Here is a 14934-nt window from a genome sequence, read left to right as displayed (position 1 = left end):
GCATGAGTATGGATATGCAAAACCCGGAAATCTTTCAGACCACCTGTCCGTACTGCGGGGTGGGTTGTGGCCTGAAGGTAGAAAAATCTGGGCCACTGGAAATCTCCGTAAGCGGGGATCCGGATCATCCTACAAACAGAGGGATACTTTGTTCAAAGGGGATGAATTTGCATTATTCCGTCATGGATAGGACAGACAGACTTTTGTTCCCTATGATGAGGGAGGATCGTTTTGCTCCCTTAAAGAGGACAAGTTGGGACAAGGCTCTCGATTTCGCTGCGGAAAAATTTAAAAGTTTTATTAAGGAATTCGGCCCTGATTCTGTTGGTTTTTATGTATCTGGACAGCTTCTAACAGAAGAATATTATATTATAAATAAGTTAACTAAAGGTTTTTTAGGAACAAATAATATAGATACAAACTCCAGGCTCTGTATGAGTTCCGCGGTCACAGGATATAAGATGGCATTTGGAGAAGATGCAGTTCCCGTTGGTTACGAGGACTTGGATCTTGCAGATTGTTTTTTAGTAGCCGGAGCAAATCCTGCCTGGTGCCATCCAATTGTATTCAGAAGGATTGAAGCTAGAAAAAGAGAAAATCCGAACATTAAGTTGATCGTGGTCGATCCTCGTAGGACTGAATCCTGCGAACATGCAGATATTCATTTGCAGATAGATCCTGGAACTGATATTTATTTATTTCATGCAATTGCAAGAATTCTAATAGAGAAGGACTGGATAGATCCTAAATTCATACAGGACCATACAGAAGGTTTCGAAGAATTAAAGACAAAGGTTTTTGAAATTTCTGTTTCTAAAGCAGCAGAGATTTGCGGTATTTCTCCCGAACTCATTTATAAAACCGCAGAGTTTATTTCTAAGGCAAATGGTTTTATCAGTCTATGGGCCATGGGTTTGAATCAAAGTGTTGTTGGAGTAAATAAAAATTTAGCTCTCATCAATCTTTCTCTTCTTACTGGACATATTGGAAAACCCGGCTCAGGTCCATTCTCCTTAACTGGGCAATCTAATGCGATGGGAGGCAGGGAAGTCGGTGGACTTTGTAATCTTCTTCCTGCACATAGAGATCTAGAAAATCCGGAACATAGAAAGGAAGTCGCGAAGTTCTGGGGTGTAGATTCTATCTCGGAGACTCCAGGTTATAGTGCGACTGAAATTTTTGAAAAGCTTGCTTCTGGAAGAATGAAAGCTATTTGGATTATCTGCACAAATCCTGCAGTGAGTCTTCCTGATGTGAGGGCAGCGGAGTCAGGTCTACGTTTGGCAGAATTTGTTGTTGTACAAGATATTTCTGCGGACTCAAGTGTGATCCCTTTTGCAGATCTTGTTTTGCCTGCTGCAGGTTGGGCGGAGAAGAAGGGTACAATGACAAGCTCCGACCGGAGCATCTCCGTTCTTCCAAAAATTTTAGAACCTCCCGGCGAAGCAAAGGCTGATTCTTGGATCATTCAAGATTTTGCAAAACGAATGGGATTTGGTCCTTCTTTCCATTACTCCGATGAAGAAGAAATTTTTCTGGAGCATTGCAGATTAACTGAAGGTACCAAGATTGATATATTAGGTTTAGATTATGAAGAAATTCGTAAACATAGGGCTATAAGATGGCCTTATCCTCAAAAAGGACATTTGGATAATATTCGATTATTCGGTGACGGAAAATTTTATAGAAAGAATGAGAAGGCAAGGATCCATTCAGTAAGATCAGAGGATGATTCAGAAAAACCGGACGAGGATTTTCCTTTGGTGCTTACCACAGGTAGGATCAGAGACCAATGGCATACGATGACTCGTACTGGTAAGGTCAAAAAATTAAGAGAACATAGACCTGAACCTTTCTTAGAGATCCATCCAGATGATGCTTATAAATATGATATCAAAGATGGAATGGTGGTTACCATTTCGAGCAAGCGTGGATCTGTTCGTGCGAAAGCGCTTTTGACTGAATCAATCAAACGAGGCGTTGTGTTTTTACCAATGCATTGGGGAAGAAAAAATGGGACGGATATATTCAGATCTAATAATCTTACAAGTTCTGCTTCGGATCCTTTTTCTAAACAACCTGGTTTTAAAATTTCAGCAGTTCGTATCGCTCAATATAAAAAGCCCAAAGAAAAAATACTCATAGTAGGTGGTGGAACTGCAGCTTACGCATTCTTAAAACAATATAGAAATCTTGCTCCCGGCGATGATATCACTGTAATGTGTAGGGAAGAAAACCCATTTTATAATAGGGTGCTTCTTCCTGATTATATTGGAGGGGAGAAGGAATTTGATGATCTGATGCCTGCCGATCCGGATGAAGTTAAAGACTGGAATTTGGATCTATTTCCAAATAAATCAGTTCAGATGATCTATACGGAAGGTAAGAAAGTCCGTGATACAGAAGGAACATTATATTCTTATAATAAGCTTGTGCTCGCAATGGGAAGTTCTCCTGTTTGGCCTAACAAGGTCCCTCCTGAGATGCTGGGAGTGTTTAGTTTAAGAAGTAAGGCGGACGCGGATCGTATCAAAGGTTTTTTTGTTCCGAAATCTCATGCGCTGATTGTAGGTGGAGGACTCTTAGGATTAGAACTTGCCGCTGCTTTAAAAGGTGTCGGCGTTCAAGTGACTGTTCTTGTTCGATCCGATCGTTTGATGTCCCAAAAATTAGATTCGGTCGGTGCAGATATCTTAAAAGAAGAAATTCTCGCGAGAGGAATAGAATTAATATTTGAATGCGAAATTTCTAAAATAGAAGGAACGGAGAGAGTTTCTAAAGTCCAACTCACAAATGGAAATTTTATAGAACCAGATGGGATTATCTTTGCAATTGGGACCAAGCCGAACTTCGAGATAGCAGTAAAAGGTGGATTGGATTGTGATAGCGGAGTTATAGTGGATTCTTTTTTAAGATCCAGTGATCCTGATGTATATTGTATCGGAGAAATTGCGGAACATAAAACTGGAACTTATGGAAATATTTCCGCAGTGGATGACCAGGCAAAGATTGCAGCACAACATTTATTCGGATATGCATTTAATGAATACACCGGTTCTTTACACGCTCATATTTTAAAAATCCCTGGATTAGAATTAGCAACGATCCGTCTCCCTGATGTTCCTATGGAAATTCCTCATGACAAAAGAGGAGAATTTGAAGAGATCATATTCTTAGATCGTAAAAAACGTTTTTATAAAAAATGTATTATCCGAAATGACCGATTGGTAGCTGCTATATTGATTGGAGATAAATCTTCTTTTAGCAGAATGAAGGACTGGGTTTCATCTGGGATTGAACTCGGAGATCGCAGAAAACATCTGCTGAACGATGGAGAGATGATGAAACCTCTCCAGGGAAAAGTGGTTTGTTCCTGCAATGGAGTAGGCGAGGGCAATATCAGAGAAGCCATCCAGGATGGAGAAAAAACCCTGGAGGCTATTGGTAGAAGAACCGGAGCAGGAACAGGATGTGGTAGCTGCCGTTTGGAAGTAACCACAATCCTGAAAAGTATGTTAAAAGAAGTTTAAAAAGTTTTAATCCAATTTAAACTTTGATGCCGCTAATAAAGCCTCTGCTCGTAACTTGTTTCCATTTTTGTAATGTAACTTACTTAAATGTTCCAGGTTTTTGGAATGTGTCGGATCTCTCATGAGAAGAACTTCTCCGAAATCGATTGCCTTCTCATAATTTCCAAGTCTTGCAAGTGCATAAGAAACCCAAAGATAGACTGAGCTATCATCTGGATATTTTTCCAGATACTTTTGCCCTTCCGATCCAACATAGATATAATCTTTCTCTTCTATTGCGTTTCTGAGAGCTTTTCTGCGATTTGATTTTTCTGAGATTGCATCTGGGACTTGTTGGTTTTGGAAAGGATCATCTAAAATGTCAGCGACAGAGGTCATCTCTTCCTTATAAGAAATCCTTACAAGACTCAAGTCGTCTATGATATCTCCTCTGGATTGGATTAAAGATTCTATTTGTAGAAGTTCTGCTTTTGCCTCTTCTACATCCCTTAAGAATGCTCTTTCGTCTTCGTTGATGATATGATTTCCGTCTTCATTGATCCCAAGTTGGACATCGTCTCTTCCGTCTGAGCCGATCAAGATCACGTCATTCGGTTTGAGTTGGAGTGTTTGGACCACAAACACTTCTTCTGGATCTTCTACTCCTACTTTTCTTAACATCCCATTTTCGGATAAGAAATCAGCTCTTCCATCTCTATACATGACTACTTGAGGATGTTCTGCATTTACAAAATACATTAGTCCTGATTCTTCGTCTACGATCCCAACTACCATGGAGATTAACATTCTTCCATCAAAGGAAATGAATACACTTTTTAGTTCATGGTAACATCTTTTGAGCCAATGTTCTGGAAAAAGGTCCTGCATCTCTTCTGTGTTTTGGGTTCTTGTGACTATGGTTTTAAAAATGGTTCCCATGATAAGGGCCCCACCGGCGCCCTGCATGGATTTACCCATTGCATCCCCATTAAAGAAAACTAATACAGGTCTCCCTTTCAATTTTAGGGAATATACTGCACATAAATCTCCGCCTAATTCGCCTTGCCAATTTCTGAATTGGAATCTTTTCTTTTGGCGGCAAAGTATTTCTGCTCTTACTATATCACTATGTCCATAATTTCCGGCGAGTGGCTGCATTAATTGGGAAGTTAGGAAATAATCCCCATCTTGTTGGTGTTTAAGTTCTCTGATCTCACTTAAACTTTTTTGAAGGTCATTTGTTCTTTGGCGGACCTTCTCCTCGAGACTGGCATTTAACTCTTCTACCTCGTTATGAACACGGACGAAACGATTTGCTAATATGAATGCTATGCCCAATATAAATGCTAAGAATGTGAATGGCATGATAAGCGCGGAATTGATCAGCCTATTTGTAACAGCATAATCATGGATCCCGCCGAGTGCGATCAATGCAACTCCGCCTAAGAGTAATCTTGCATCGGAATTCCCTTTCCAAGCGGATCTTCCCGTAATGAATGAGATATAAGGAAGAACAAAAACTACAGTGAGTCCTGCAATAATTGTAAGTAATAAATCTCGAATATACTGATTTACGAATATATCTAAAAGACCTACAATTCCATAAAGTGCAGCAGAATATACAGCAAACTTAGGATGTTTTCCTTGGAAGAACCTTGCAATAAACAAGAGAAGGCTTCCTATAAACATCATCAGTGAGACTTGGTCTACCTTGGACTGTAATTGTCTATGAGAACCGAAAAGTATCTCTGCAGTGGAATTATTCGTAAGATGGAATATAGAGAAGAAGATCGCAAAAAATCCAAAATATAAATTGAATATATCACTTGGCCTTCTGATTGCTAAAAGAAGATGATAAAGTCCTACACTGATATAAACTGCAGCTAGTAAAAATGCGACACTCAGTTCTAATCCAAATTTTTTAAAAATGGATTCTGAAAGTCCTAATGAAACTTTTGGTCCGCTCCAATGGAAAGGTTTTCCTGGGATTGTGCAGATTTTTGCGTAGATATAATTTTCTCCACCTGGACGAAAGACCGCAGCGGGTAAGACGGATACGATCCTTCCATCTTGACCGGAAAGATAAGGATCTCTTCTTCCAGTTTTTCCGATCAGGCCTAATTTAGAAGTTTCATTCAGATAAAATTCTGCAAAGTCTGAACTATGACCAGAATCGATTGCAACCGAAGTCTGCTGATTCATCCAAGCACGGACCTTCTCCGGTAGCGCATGACGTATCGAAATACATCCATCATAATTTTGATAAATATCATCCGAACTAAAATCGAATGGAACTGTGATCTTAGTTCCTTTTTTGAAATCAGGATTTGTATTATTATCAGAAATAAATTCCCATTCTCCATTTAAGGAGAGAATAGAATCTTCTGCAATCCAGGAGGATCTCTCACAATTACCAAGGAAAAAAACTAGGCAGAATATAAGAAGTTTTTGTGAGACAAATCTGTGTAAATTAGATGGAATGGGAAATTTCAGTTTGGTCATTACGATTCTTGTAAAAAGTCAGCTGCAGGGTATAATACCCCGATTTATTGGCAAGAGCTAAATCCTAAGACGTAGCATGATTGTAATTTTCGACCGGGAAAGGTCGGAAAATTATTGAAAATCGGAAATATCTTATAGTCCGTTCCCAAAACTTAAATCATCGGAACAGTGCCGTCATTGCGGCCTGGGAGAGGCTCTTAACGTGTGAATCTTTCGGTGAGTAATTCTACTCTTTTGCGTAAAACTTTCGTTTTGGGAAGGTCAGCAGAAAGTCCTTCTAAAGCCAGGAAAAAGACTTTTGCAGTTTCTTTATCTCCTAATATCTGTTCTGTGAATTTGATGATTTGGCGTTCGTATCTTTGAGTGCTCTTAGGGGATAATTTAGAACAGGTTTCATAAAACTCAGAGGTCCTAGGTTTTCCTTCTATCTTAGCCCAAGGCTCAATCAATACCAATTCGCAGACGCGCAGAAGTTTTTGTTTAGAAGAAATATTTTGGCTTAAAACCTTCTCCGCTTCTTCGTAACTTCCTTCCAAGGTATAATCAAAAATCCCCTCGTATAGATCCTCTTTATTCTTAAATTTCAAATATAGAAGAGGACGGGATAAATTCGCCTGCTTTGCGATATCATCCATGGAAGTTTTGGAATACCCAAATTGAAGAAAACAATATAAGGCAGCGTCTAAAATTTCCTTTTTTCTTTCCTCGTCTACAAGGTTTGCCTTTCGGGTCATAAGATTATTTGACAAATTTATAAAAAAATGTCAACTTTATCTGGATTTTCAGGTCTGAAAAATTGACAAGTTAGATTAAAATTGTCAAAATGTAAGAATTATATCTGCTCGAAGCTCGGGAGATCTATTCTGAATAAGGAAATAATATAAAATGAAGAAGGCACACAGTTCGCGAAAATGGCTTATCCCGGTCCTGGTTTTAGTTTTGGGAGCGTCATTTTTTTATACCTGCCAAGCTCTGGGTAAAAAGCCAGAAGGAGAAAGACTTATCAGAATGCAGAACTCTCCTCAGTGGAAGGATGGGCAATTCGTAAATCCTCAACCTTTGATCAATGATTTCTGGATGGCATTAGGTAGTATGTTCCGACAAAGCGAGGATGTAAGTCCTAAGGATCCTGTTCCAGTGGTTTACGTGGAAAAAACAAGATTTTCTAAATTACCTGAGTCTGGTTTGAGAGTTACTTGGTTTGGGCATTCTTCTACTTTGATAGAATTAGATGGAGTTCGGATCTTAACTGATCCTGTTTGGTCTGATAGAACTTCTCCTTCTTCTTGGCTTGGTCCTAAAAGATGGTACCCACCTTTGATTTCTTTGGAAGATCTTCCTGAAATTGATCTAGTATTAATTTCTCATGATCATTATGATCATATGGATTTAGGGACCATTTCAAAACTAAAAGATAGAAACATATTATTTGTAGTTCCTCTTGGACTTGGAGCAAATCTTTCTTATTGGGGAGTTCCTGCTGAAAAAATCATAGAGATGGATTGGTGGGAAACTAAAAAGATTAAAAATTTAGAAATAGTTAGCACTCCTGCAAGACACGCATCCGGTAGATATCTTTTGGATAATGATAAAAAACTTTGGTCCAGTTATGCACTACTTGGACCTAAACATAGAGTTTATTTTTCAGGAGATACAGGTTTGTTCCCCAAGATGAAAGAAATCGGAGAAAAATATGGGCCTTTTGATCTTACTATGATCGAAACAGGGCAGTATAATCAAGCTTGGCCTGACTGGCATATTGGGCCGGAACAAGCAGTGATTGCTCATACACAACTGAAAGGTAAAGTTCTTCTTCCTATTCATTGGGGATTATTTGCCCTTGCTTCTCATGGATGGACAGAACCAATCGAAAGAGTTTTAGAAAAATCTAAAGAACTTGGGGTCAATGTGATCACTCCTAAGCCGGGAGAAAGTGTGGAACCTGGTTTACAAAAAGATTATATTGTTTGGTGGCCTAAACTTCCTTATAATTCCGCCAAAGAAGATCCAATTTTGTCCAGCCAACTGGAAGAAAATACTGCGAGTGCGAGGTAATTATATGAAATTAAGAGTAATCATCACAGGTTCCACAGGAATGGTAGGAGAAGGCGTTCTGCTGGAATGTTTAGAAAATCCGAATATAGAAAAGATCCTTCTTTTGAACAGAAAACCTTATGGTATTTCTAATCCGAAGGTAGAGGAGGTCTTACATTCTGATTTTTCGGATATTTCGGCGATCAAAGACAAATTGAAAGGATATAATGTATGCTTTTTCTGTTCTGGAGTTTCTTCCATAGGATTAACTGAAGAAGAATTTTTTAAATTCACTCATACAATAACATTGCATGTTGCAAGCACGCTAGCTTCTTTAAATCCTAATATGATTTTTTCTTATATTTCGGGTGCCGGAACAGATAGCACTGAAAAAGGAAAAACAATGTGGGCGAGGGTAAAAGGAAAAACTGAAAATGATCTATTAAAACTTCCTTTTGAGAAGGTATATAATTTCCGTCCAGGTTATATGCATCCAACTCCTGGAGCAAAAAATACTTTGTCTGCTTATAAATATATTGGATGGAGTTTTCCGATCTTAAGAATGATTTTCCCAAAACGTGTTTCTACTTTGAAACAACTTGCACTTGCGATGATCCGTGCGAGCGAAAATGGTTATAGTAAGAATACTGTGGAAGTAGAAGATATTCTGGAGCTATCCAAATCCTGAAAGGACCTTTAAGTTTTTACTTGCAATTTTTCTGAAAATCTTCGGACTTCAAAAGGATGTCTAAGTCGGCTGAGAAAGTCCCTTTGATCCATTTGTCCGAAATTTCGGAGAATGTTAGGGATAAGATATTCTATGTTGGTAGGTTGGAAGACCTGCCTCCTAGTTTTTCAGAGTATGATAGTTCTCATAGACATTCTTATTTTGCAGTTTTCTTTTTTTCTGCGGGTAAGGGAACTCATAAGATCGATTTCCAGAATTTCGAAATAGAAAAGAATTCAATCTTCTTCTTAAAACCTGGACAGGTTCATTCTTGGAAATTCGATAAAAAGCCAAAAGGATTCGCTTTAAAGATCAATACCGAATTCTTTATAGAGCAGAATGAAAAAAATTCCGAGCTCAGAAATTATCCATTTTTCGGATATGAGCCTGGGCTTTCTAAGATCATATTAAAAAATCGTACTCAATTAAAGTCAGATTTTACTAGATTAGTGGCCGAATTTGAAGAAGATTCTGAATCTAAAGTTCTATTTCTACTTAGTCAATTGATCCTATTGCAGATCAAAAAGGAATACGATACTTCTTCCGAATTATTCATAAAGAAGAATCGGCCTGTTTCCGAATTCCAAAGTTTATTAGAAAAATATTTTTTGAAAGAAAGAGGAACTTCTTTTTATTCCAGAAAACTGGGCCTTGCTCCGAATACATTAAATCGTCTTTGCCAAAATATTTTAGGAAAATCAGCCAAGTCTGTCATCCATGATAGAGTTCTATTGGAATGTAAAAGATTATTAATACATTCTGATCTGAATATCACTCAAATTTGTTTTGAATTAGGATTTTTGGATAATGCATATTTCAGCAGATATTTTAAAAAACTAGCGGGTCTCAGTCCTGAACAATTCAGAGAGTCTGGACGAAAAACACAATAAAATACATCTTTCGTCCATTTACTTTCCTTAAACTATTTCTTATTCTTCTTAATGGGTTTTCGGATCCATATTAGGAGATTTTAATGATAGAAAAGTTTTTTGCAACCGACTCGAATTTACTTTTTACAGTAGCTAGATTGGTTTTGGGAATAGTGATGATACCTCATGGTGCTCAGAAATTATTGGGTTGGTTTGGAGGTTATGGTTGGAGTTCCACTCTTGGTTTCTTTTCTTCTCAGGGAATTCCTGCAATCATAGGTGTTCTTGTGATCTTGGCAGAATCTTTCGGAGCCTTAGGTTTAATTTTAGGATTCTGCACTAAATTATCCGCTTTCGGAATTGGTATTACAATGTTTGGTGCTGCGATCTTCCAAAGTCAAAACGGATTTTTTATGAACTGGTTTGGGAACCAAGGTGGAGAAGGTTACGAATACCATGTTTTAGCCATGGGACTTGCGTTTATCCTGGCATTTTCTGGAGGAGGAGCTTATTCCTTGGATGGTATTTTGTCTGAAAAATTGAAATAGGCTCAAAAAAGACGGTTCGGCTTTTAAAAAATATTTTGGAAGCCGAACATATTAAAAATTTATGATTTAGATCTTTCTATCTTGAATTCTTTCCATCCTAGATATAAATTTCCCAGACCGGATGCTAAGAATCCTAAACCGGTCCAAAAAACGATCGTAAATATCCCGATCAAGGGAAAGAATAATACAAATATCGCGAAAAGTAAGGTGGAGATCCCTAAGAAAATAACATATATCCAATGAGAGTTTTTTAGTCTGCGTATTTCGATAGAAAAAGATATCAAGGAAACTGATCTAAATATCAGTAAAAATCCGAATACGAAAGGAAGTGTGACTGCCGTGATTTCCGGATGGATGAATAATAGAGAACCGATCACAATATCTAGGATTCCTACAACTAAATTCCATATGAATATCTCGGTATATTTTTTATTGTATAGGGAGAATATTATATGGCTTACTCCCGTTGTGGCTAAGATGAAGGAAAAAGCGAGAGCTAATACTAAAAAGCTTTGTTCCGGAAATAGTATGGTTATGATACCGGTTGCGATCCAAATACTTCCGACTAGTATTTGGAGCCACCAATGTTTGGATTTTTGTATTGTTATACTTGTCATTATATCTCTGCTTGTCTGTATTCGATAATATATATACACGGCGAACTTGAAAACGATTCGCCGTATATTTAATCTATATTCTAAAGCTTCTATTAATTGACTCCGATCTTTACGGCCCTTTTAGGGTTTTCAATTTCCTTTTTAGGAATGCTAAGTTTTAATATTCCATTCTCATATTTTGCGGAAATTTTATCCTTAATTGCGTTTTCCGGAAGAGTGAATGTCCTGCTAAATTTGGAAAGATTCAAAAAATGATCTGCTGATTTCATAATATCATTCATTGGGAATTCTCCTTTTGTAGAAGTTTTAGATCAATTTCGGAAAAGAGTCAACCATCGACAGGGGGAACTACCCCTTCTAATGGGAAAATGCGAACCTACAGGGTATTCAGTATAATTTTGATTGCAGATGAACTGGGACTACGTAATCTAACGAAGATTTGTTCGATTATATAAAGATCCATGGAAAATGAAAGAAGACTGAAAAAAGTTTTAGATAATATGCCTATCCTCTTCTTTTCTTTAGATGAGAACTTTAGGCCTGTTTCCTGGAACTATGAATGTGAAAAAGTTTTAGGATTCTCTTCCGAAGAAATTCTGAATGATAAAAATTTTTCCTTTAAAAATCTGATCCAGATAAAAGAAGAAGGGGAATCTTCTGCATTCAATCCTGAACTTCTAAACTCTGAGTTTAAAAATTGGGAACTGGATCTAATTTCCAAAGAAGGAAAATCCAAGTTAGTCTCCCTTTCTAATATATCTTCAGAATTTCCTCTTTTTGGTTCCACAAATTGGTTTGTGGGAGTAGATATCACAAGAACGAAAGAGATAGAAAGGGAATTAACAAGTTCTTTAAAAGAACTTTCTGATTTTCAAACTGCACTAAATGCTGTTTCCATCGTTGCGATCACCGATAAGGCCGGGACGATCATTTATGTGAACCAGAACTTCTGCGATATCAGTGGTTATTCTCGCGACGAACTTTTAGGCCATAACCATCGAATCATCAACTCAGGCTACCATCCTAAGGATTTTTTTACAGATCTATGGAAGACGATCGCCAAAGGAAAAATTTGGAAAGGTGAGATTAAGAATAAAGCAAAAGATGGAAGATATTATTGGGTAGATACAACCATTTCTCCTATCTTGGACAGTAATGGAAAACCTTACCAATATTTGGCGATCCGAAACGATATCACTGAAAGAAAAGAAACTGAAGAGAAGGCCAGACACGCAGAGAATAATTTGAAAATCCTACAAGATAGGATGAGCCCTCATTTTCTTTTTAACACATTAAGTATTATCCATTCTTATTTGCAGACAAATCCTGGACTTGCAGATTCTGCCATACTAATGCTTGCAGATAATTATAGATTTCTAATGGACCAGGCTAACCAACAGCTTGTTCCATTTGATATAGAATGGGAATTTATGGAAAATTATCTCCAACTTCTGAAACTCAGATTTTCCGACTTCTTGGAAGTGGAATCTGAAAAATTGGGAAATTTTAAACAATGTCAAATACCTCCTTTGACCTTGCAGCCTCTTGTGGAAAATTCTTATATTCACGGTTTAAGAGATAGAAAGGGAAAAGGGAAAATTATCGTAAAAGCTTCTATTCAAGATGGAAAAACTTTAGTGACCATACGAGATAATGGAAAAGGACTGAGTGACGCAAATATTCATTCCAGAAGTATCGCAAACATCTCTGAACGTCTGAAATTTTATCTTTACGATTCAGAAGTAAAAATTGAAAATCATCCAGAGGGTGGCGCGATCGTCACGATCGGTTTTAAATCCGCGAAAAATTAGCAAGATGACAGAATGGAAAACATTAATTGTTGAGGACGAGGCTCCTACTAGGGAGTTACTCGTAAATTATTGTTTAGCCAGGCCTGAATTAAAATTAGTAAAAGTCGCAAAAGATGGAGAAGAAGCTCTTGAATATCTTCAAAACGAAGAGTTCCATCTTGCGTTTTTAGACATCAATCTTCCCATTCTATCTGGTTTAGATATTTTAGAAAGACTGGAAAATCCTCCTTATATTATTTTTATCACTGCACTAAGAGATAAGGCGATCGAAGCATTTGAATTCGGTGTAATCGATTATCTTCTCAAACCATTTTCTAAAGAAAGATTTTTTAAGGCGGTGGATCGTGCCTTGGAAATTTTGGGAAATGATGCAGACAAACCTTCCAAAAATGTTTTTAATGAACATGGGCTTTTTATTTTAGAAAAGGAAAATCATTTTCTAATTCCTTATGGGGAGATCATTTATATCTCTTCCAGAGATAATTTTAGTGTGGTCCATACTGAAAAAAGACAATATGTAACTTACAAATCTTTGAAAAGTCTGGAACAAAAACTTCCACCAGGCAAGTTTTTAAGAATATATAAACAATATATAATTAATCTGGAAAAGTTATCTCATTTACAAAGTGATAATATGGGAAATTATTCAGTTCATTTAAAAGACGAGGACGAAACACAACTTCCTGTGGGAAGAAAGTATATCTCCAAGATCAAAGAACTTCTATAGTTTCACCCTGTAATTTTACCGTTTAAGAACGGATTTCCCCGTATCCCATCTCAACCATTGACTTAAGAAAGAAATTTACTTATTCTTCTCTCTTTCTGGCTTACCAGGAAGGATCACGTCAAAAGAGGAATATAAAGTGGAGAAGCAGATAGAGGATCGTCTGGCTAGTTTGCAATTTTTAGGGGGAGTAGGAACTGTTACTGGTTCTAAATATTTAGTAAAAGCTTTCGGTAAAACAATTCTGATCGACTGCGGACTTTTCCAGGGAGAGAAAAAGTTAAGACTTCTAAACTGGGATTCCGACCAATTTTTTCCAACAGAAATTGATCATATTCTACTTACTCACGGACATTTGGACCATTGTGGATATTTGCCAAGAGCTGTCAAAAAGGGATTTAGAGGCAAAATATTCGGTACAAAACCTACATTAGATGTATCTAATATAGTTCTGAAAGATAGTGCAAAATTACAGGAAGAAGATGCCGAATTCGCAAATTCAGGTGGATATTCCAAACATAAGCCCGCTCTTCCCCTATACGATAGTGACGATGCCGAAAAGACGATTAAACTATTTCAGGCAGTAGAGATTGGAGAATGGTTCGATCTGGAACCAAATATTAAATTTCGTTTCAGGTATAATGGTCATATTCTGGGAGCGAGCTTCATTGAATTAAAGATCGGAAATAAGACACTTATTTTTTCAGGAGACATTGGGAGAGATGATGATCCTCTTTTGTTTTCTCCCGAAAAGCCTGAAGACGGAGATATTATTCTAATTGAATCTACTTATGGAAATCGTATCCACAGAGGAAATCCGATCAAACGTTTGGCTCAATTGATCCATGAATTTTCCACTTCTAAAGGAACCATAATTATTCCATGTTTTGCTGTAGAAAGAATACAGGCTGTCATGTATTTGATCTGGAAATTGATGAAGGAAGGTGAGATCCCTAATATTCCGGTTTATATGGATTCTCCCATGGGTTCTAAAGTTTTAGATTTATTTAATATTTATGGAAGTGAATGGCATAAACTAAAAGAAGAAGAGATCGCCGAACTCAAAGAAGATATATTCTGTATTACTGAATCTTCTGAGACTAAAAAAATCGCGAACAAAAGAGGTCCTAAAATTGTGATTGCCGGGAGTGGGATGGCCACAGGAGGAAGAGTACTTTCTTATTTGGAGCATTCTTTAGGAGATCCTAACTCTTTAGTATTGTTCGTAGGTTACCAAGCAAGAGAGACCAGAGGTAATAAGCTGCTTAGAGGGGATACTGAGATCAAGATCCGAGGCAAATACCATGAAGTTAGATGTGATGTTCAGAATATAGACGGCTTATCCGCTCACGCTGACCAAACAGAACTTATCCGTTGGTTATCTAAGATTAAAACCCCGCCAAAGGAAGTGTTCATTGTGCATGGAGAAGAAGACGCAAGTAGGAGCTTAGGAAATCGGATCCGCAAGGAATATGGCTGGGAAACAAGGATCCCTGAAAGGGGAGAAGTTTTCGAATTCGAGGTATAATCAATGGTTTTGGGCCTTAAGATTTTCACCCTGGAAATCCGCAGGAAACCACCTCAATCGGTAGG

At 37.5% G+C, this 14934-nt stretch carries 12 protein-coding genes; 8 read left to right on the top strand and 4 right to left on the bottom strand.

The window, feature by feature from the left end:
* The first annotated feature begins 14 nt into the window (after window positions 1–14).
* Window positions 15–3530, top strand: coding sequence for a nitrate reductase (locus EHQ52_RS02275; protein ID WP_208653435.1), 3516 nt, complete (start codon window positions 15–17; stop codon window positions 3528–3530).
* Between the two features lie 6 nt (window positions 3531–3536).
* Here EHQ52_RS02275 and EHQ52_RS02270 read toward each other — a convergent pair whose 3' ends face one another.
* Both EHQ52_RS02270 and EHQ52_RS02265 read right to left on the bottom strand, forming a co-directional pair.
* The gene (locus EHQ52_RS02270; protein WP_135613667.1) at window positions 3537–6011 is read right to left on the bottom strand and encodes a SpoIIE family protein phosphatase; all 2475 of its coding nucleotides are present in this window, start codon (window positions 6009–6011) and stop codon (window positions 3537–3539) included.
* Between the two features lie 197 nt (window positions 6012–6208).
* Complete coding sequence (locus EHQ52_RS02265; protein WP_135613666.1) at window positions 6209–6745, bottom strand: TetR/AcrR family transcriptional regulator; 537 nt, start codon at window positions 6743–6745, stop codon at window positions 6209–6211.
* Window positions 6746–6896: 151 nt separating this feature from the next.
* Between EHQ52_RS02265 and EHQ52_RS02260 the strand changes: the two genes are divergently transcribed.
* The 4 genes from EHQ52_RS02260 to EHQ52_RS02245 all read left to right on the top strand — a co-directional run bounded on the left by EHQ52_RS02260 (window position 6897) and on the right by EHQ52_RS02245 (window position 10189).
* The gene (locus tag EHQ52_RS02260) at window positions 6897–8066 is read left to right on the top strand and encodes an MBL fold metallo-hydrolase (protein WP_135613665.1); all 1170 of its coding nucleotides are present in this window, start codon (window positions 6897–6899) and stop codon (window positions 8064–8066) included.
* Between the two features lie 4 nt (window positions 8067–8070).
* Window positions 8071–8733, top strand: coding sequence for an NAD-dependent epimerase/dehydratase family protein (locus EHQ52_RS02255; protein WP_135613664.1), 663 nt, complete (start codon window positions 8071–8073; stop codon window positions 8731–8733).
* Between the two features lie 56 nt (window positions 8734–8789).
* The gene (locus EHQ52_RS02250; protein WP_135613663.1) at window positions 8790–9662 is read left to right on the top strand and encodes an AraC family transcriptional regulator; all 873 of its coding nucleotides are present in this window, start codon (window positions 8790–8792) and stop codon (window positions 9660–9662) included.
* An 83-nt stretch (window positions 9663–9745) separates the two neighbouring features.
* Window positions 9746–10189, top strand: a complete 444-nt coding sequence (locus EHQ52_RS02245) for a DoxX family protein (RefSeq protein ID WP_135613662.1) — start codon at window positions 9746–9748, stop codon at window positions 10187–10189.
* 59 nt (window positions 10190–10248) lie between these two features.
* Here the strand turns inward: EHQ52_RS02245 and EHQ52_RS02240 are convergent, their stop codons facing one another.
* Together EHQ52_RS02240 and EHQ52_RS02235 are read right to left on the bottom strand one after the other, a co-directional pair.
* The gene (locus EHQ52_RS02240) at window positions 10249–10806 is read right to left on the bottom strand and encodes an HdeD family acid-resistance protein (protein WP_135613661.1); all 558 of its coding nucleotides are present in this window, start codon (window positions 10804–10806) and stop codon (window positions 10249–10251) included.
* Between the two features lie 92 nt (window positions 10807–10898).
* On the bottom strand, window positions 10899–11087 hold the full coding sequence (locus tag EHQ52_RS02235; protein ID WP_135613660.1) for an Hsp20/alpha crystallin family protein: 189 nt from the start codon (window positions 11085–11087) through the stop codon (window positions 10899–10901).
* Between the two features lie 180 nt (window positions 11088–11267).
* Between EHQ52_RS02235 and EHQ52_RS02230 the strand changes: the two genes are divergently transcribed.
* From EHQ52_RS02230 to EHQ52_RS02220, 3 genes are all read left to right on the top strand, one after another.
* On the top strand, window positions 11268–12617 hold the full coding sequence (locus EHQ52_RS02230; RefSeq protein WP_135613659.1) for a PAS domain S-box protein: 1350 nt from the start codon (window positions 11268–11270) through the stop codon (window positions 12615–12617).
* A 4-nt stretch (window positions 12618–12621) separates the two neighbouring features.
* Entirely contained in the window at window positions 12622–13344 is a 723-nt protein-coding gene (locus EHQ52_RS02225; RefSeq protein WP_135613658.1) for a LytR/AlgR family response regulator transcription factor, read from the top strand.
* Window positions 13345–13480: 136 nt separating this feature from the next.
* Window positions 13481–14869, top strand: coding sequence for an MBL fold metallo-hydrolase RNA specificity domain-containing protein (locus EHQ52_RS02220; protein ID WP_135613657.1), 1389 nt, complete (start codon window positions 13481–13483; stop codon window positions 14867–14869).
* The last annotated feature ends 65 nt before the right edge of the window (window positions 14870–14934 follow it).

The organism is Leptospira koniambonensis (assembly GCF_004769555.1).
GTDB classification, from domain to species: domain Bacteria; phylum Spirochaetota; class Leptospiria; order Leptospirales; family Leptospiraceae; genus Leptospira_B; species Leptospira_B koniambonensis.
This window is presented reverse-complemented; position numbering and strand designations above follow the sequence as displayed.

Coding starts and splice junctions, on each gene's coding strand:
- EHQ52_RS02235 (WP_135613660.1), bottom strand. CDS start 11,087: ATGAATGATATTATGAAATCAGCAGATCATTTTTTGAATCTTTCCAAA.
- EHQ52_RS02270 (WP_135613667.1), bottom strand. CDS start 6,011: ATGACCAAACTGAAATTTCCCATTCCATCTAATTTACACAGATTTGTC.
- EHQ52_RS02275 (WP_208653435.1), top strand. CDS start 15: ATGCAAAACCCGGAAATCTTTCAGACCACCTGTCCGTACTGCGGGGTG.
- EHQ52_RS02260 (WP_135613665.1), top strand. CDS start 6,897: ATGAAGAAGGCACACAGTTCGCGAAAATGGCTTATCCCGGTCCTGGTT.
- EHQ52_RS02240 (WP_135613661.1), bottom strand. CDS start 10,806: ATGACAAGTATAACAATACAAAAATCCAAACATTGGTGGCTCCAAATA.
- EHQ52_RS02255 (WP_135613664.1), top strand. CDS start 8,071: ATGAAATTAAGAGTAATCATCACAGGTTCCACAGGAATGGTAGGAGAA.
- EHQ52_RS02265 (WP_135613666.1), bottom strand. CDS start 6,745: ATGACCCGAAAGGCAAACCTTGTAGACGAGGAAAGAAAAAAGGAAATT.
- EHQ52_RS02230 (WP_135613659.1), top strand. CDS start 11,268: ATGGAAAATGAAAGAAGACTGAAAAAAGTTTTAGATAATATGCCTATC.
- EHQ52_RS02225 (WP_135613658.1), top strand. CDS start 12,622: ATGACAGAATGGAAAACATTAATTGTTGAGGACGAGGCTCCTACTAGG.
- EHQ52_RS02250 (WP_135613663.1), top strand. CDS start 8,790: ATGTCTAAGTCGGCTGAGAAAGTCCCTTTGATCCATTTGTCCGAAATT.
- EHQ52_RS02245 (WP_135613662.1), top strand. CDS start 9,746: ATGATAGAAAAGTTTTTTGCAACCGACTCGAATTTACTTTTTACAGTA.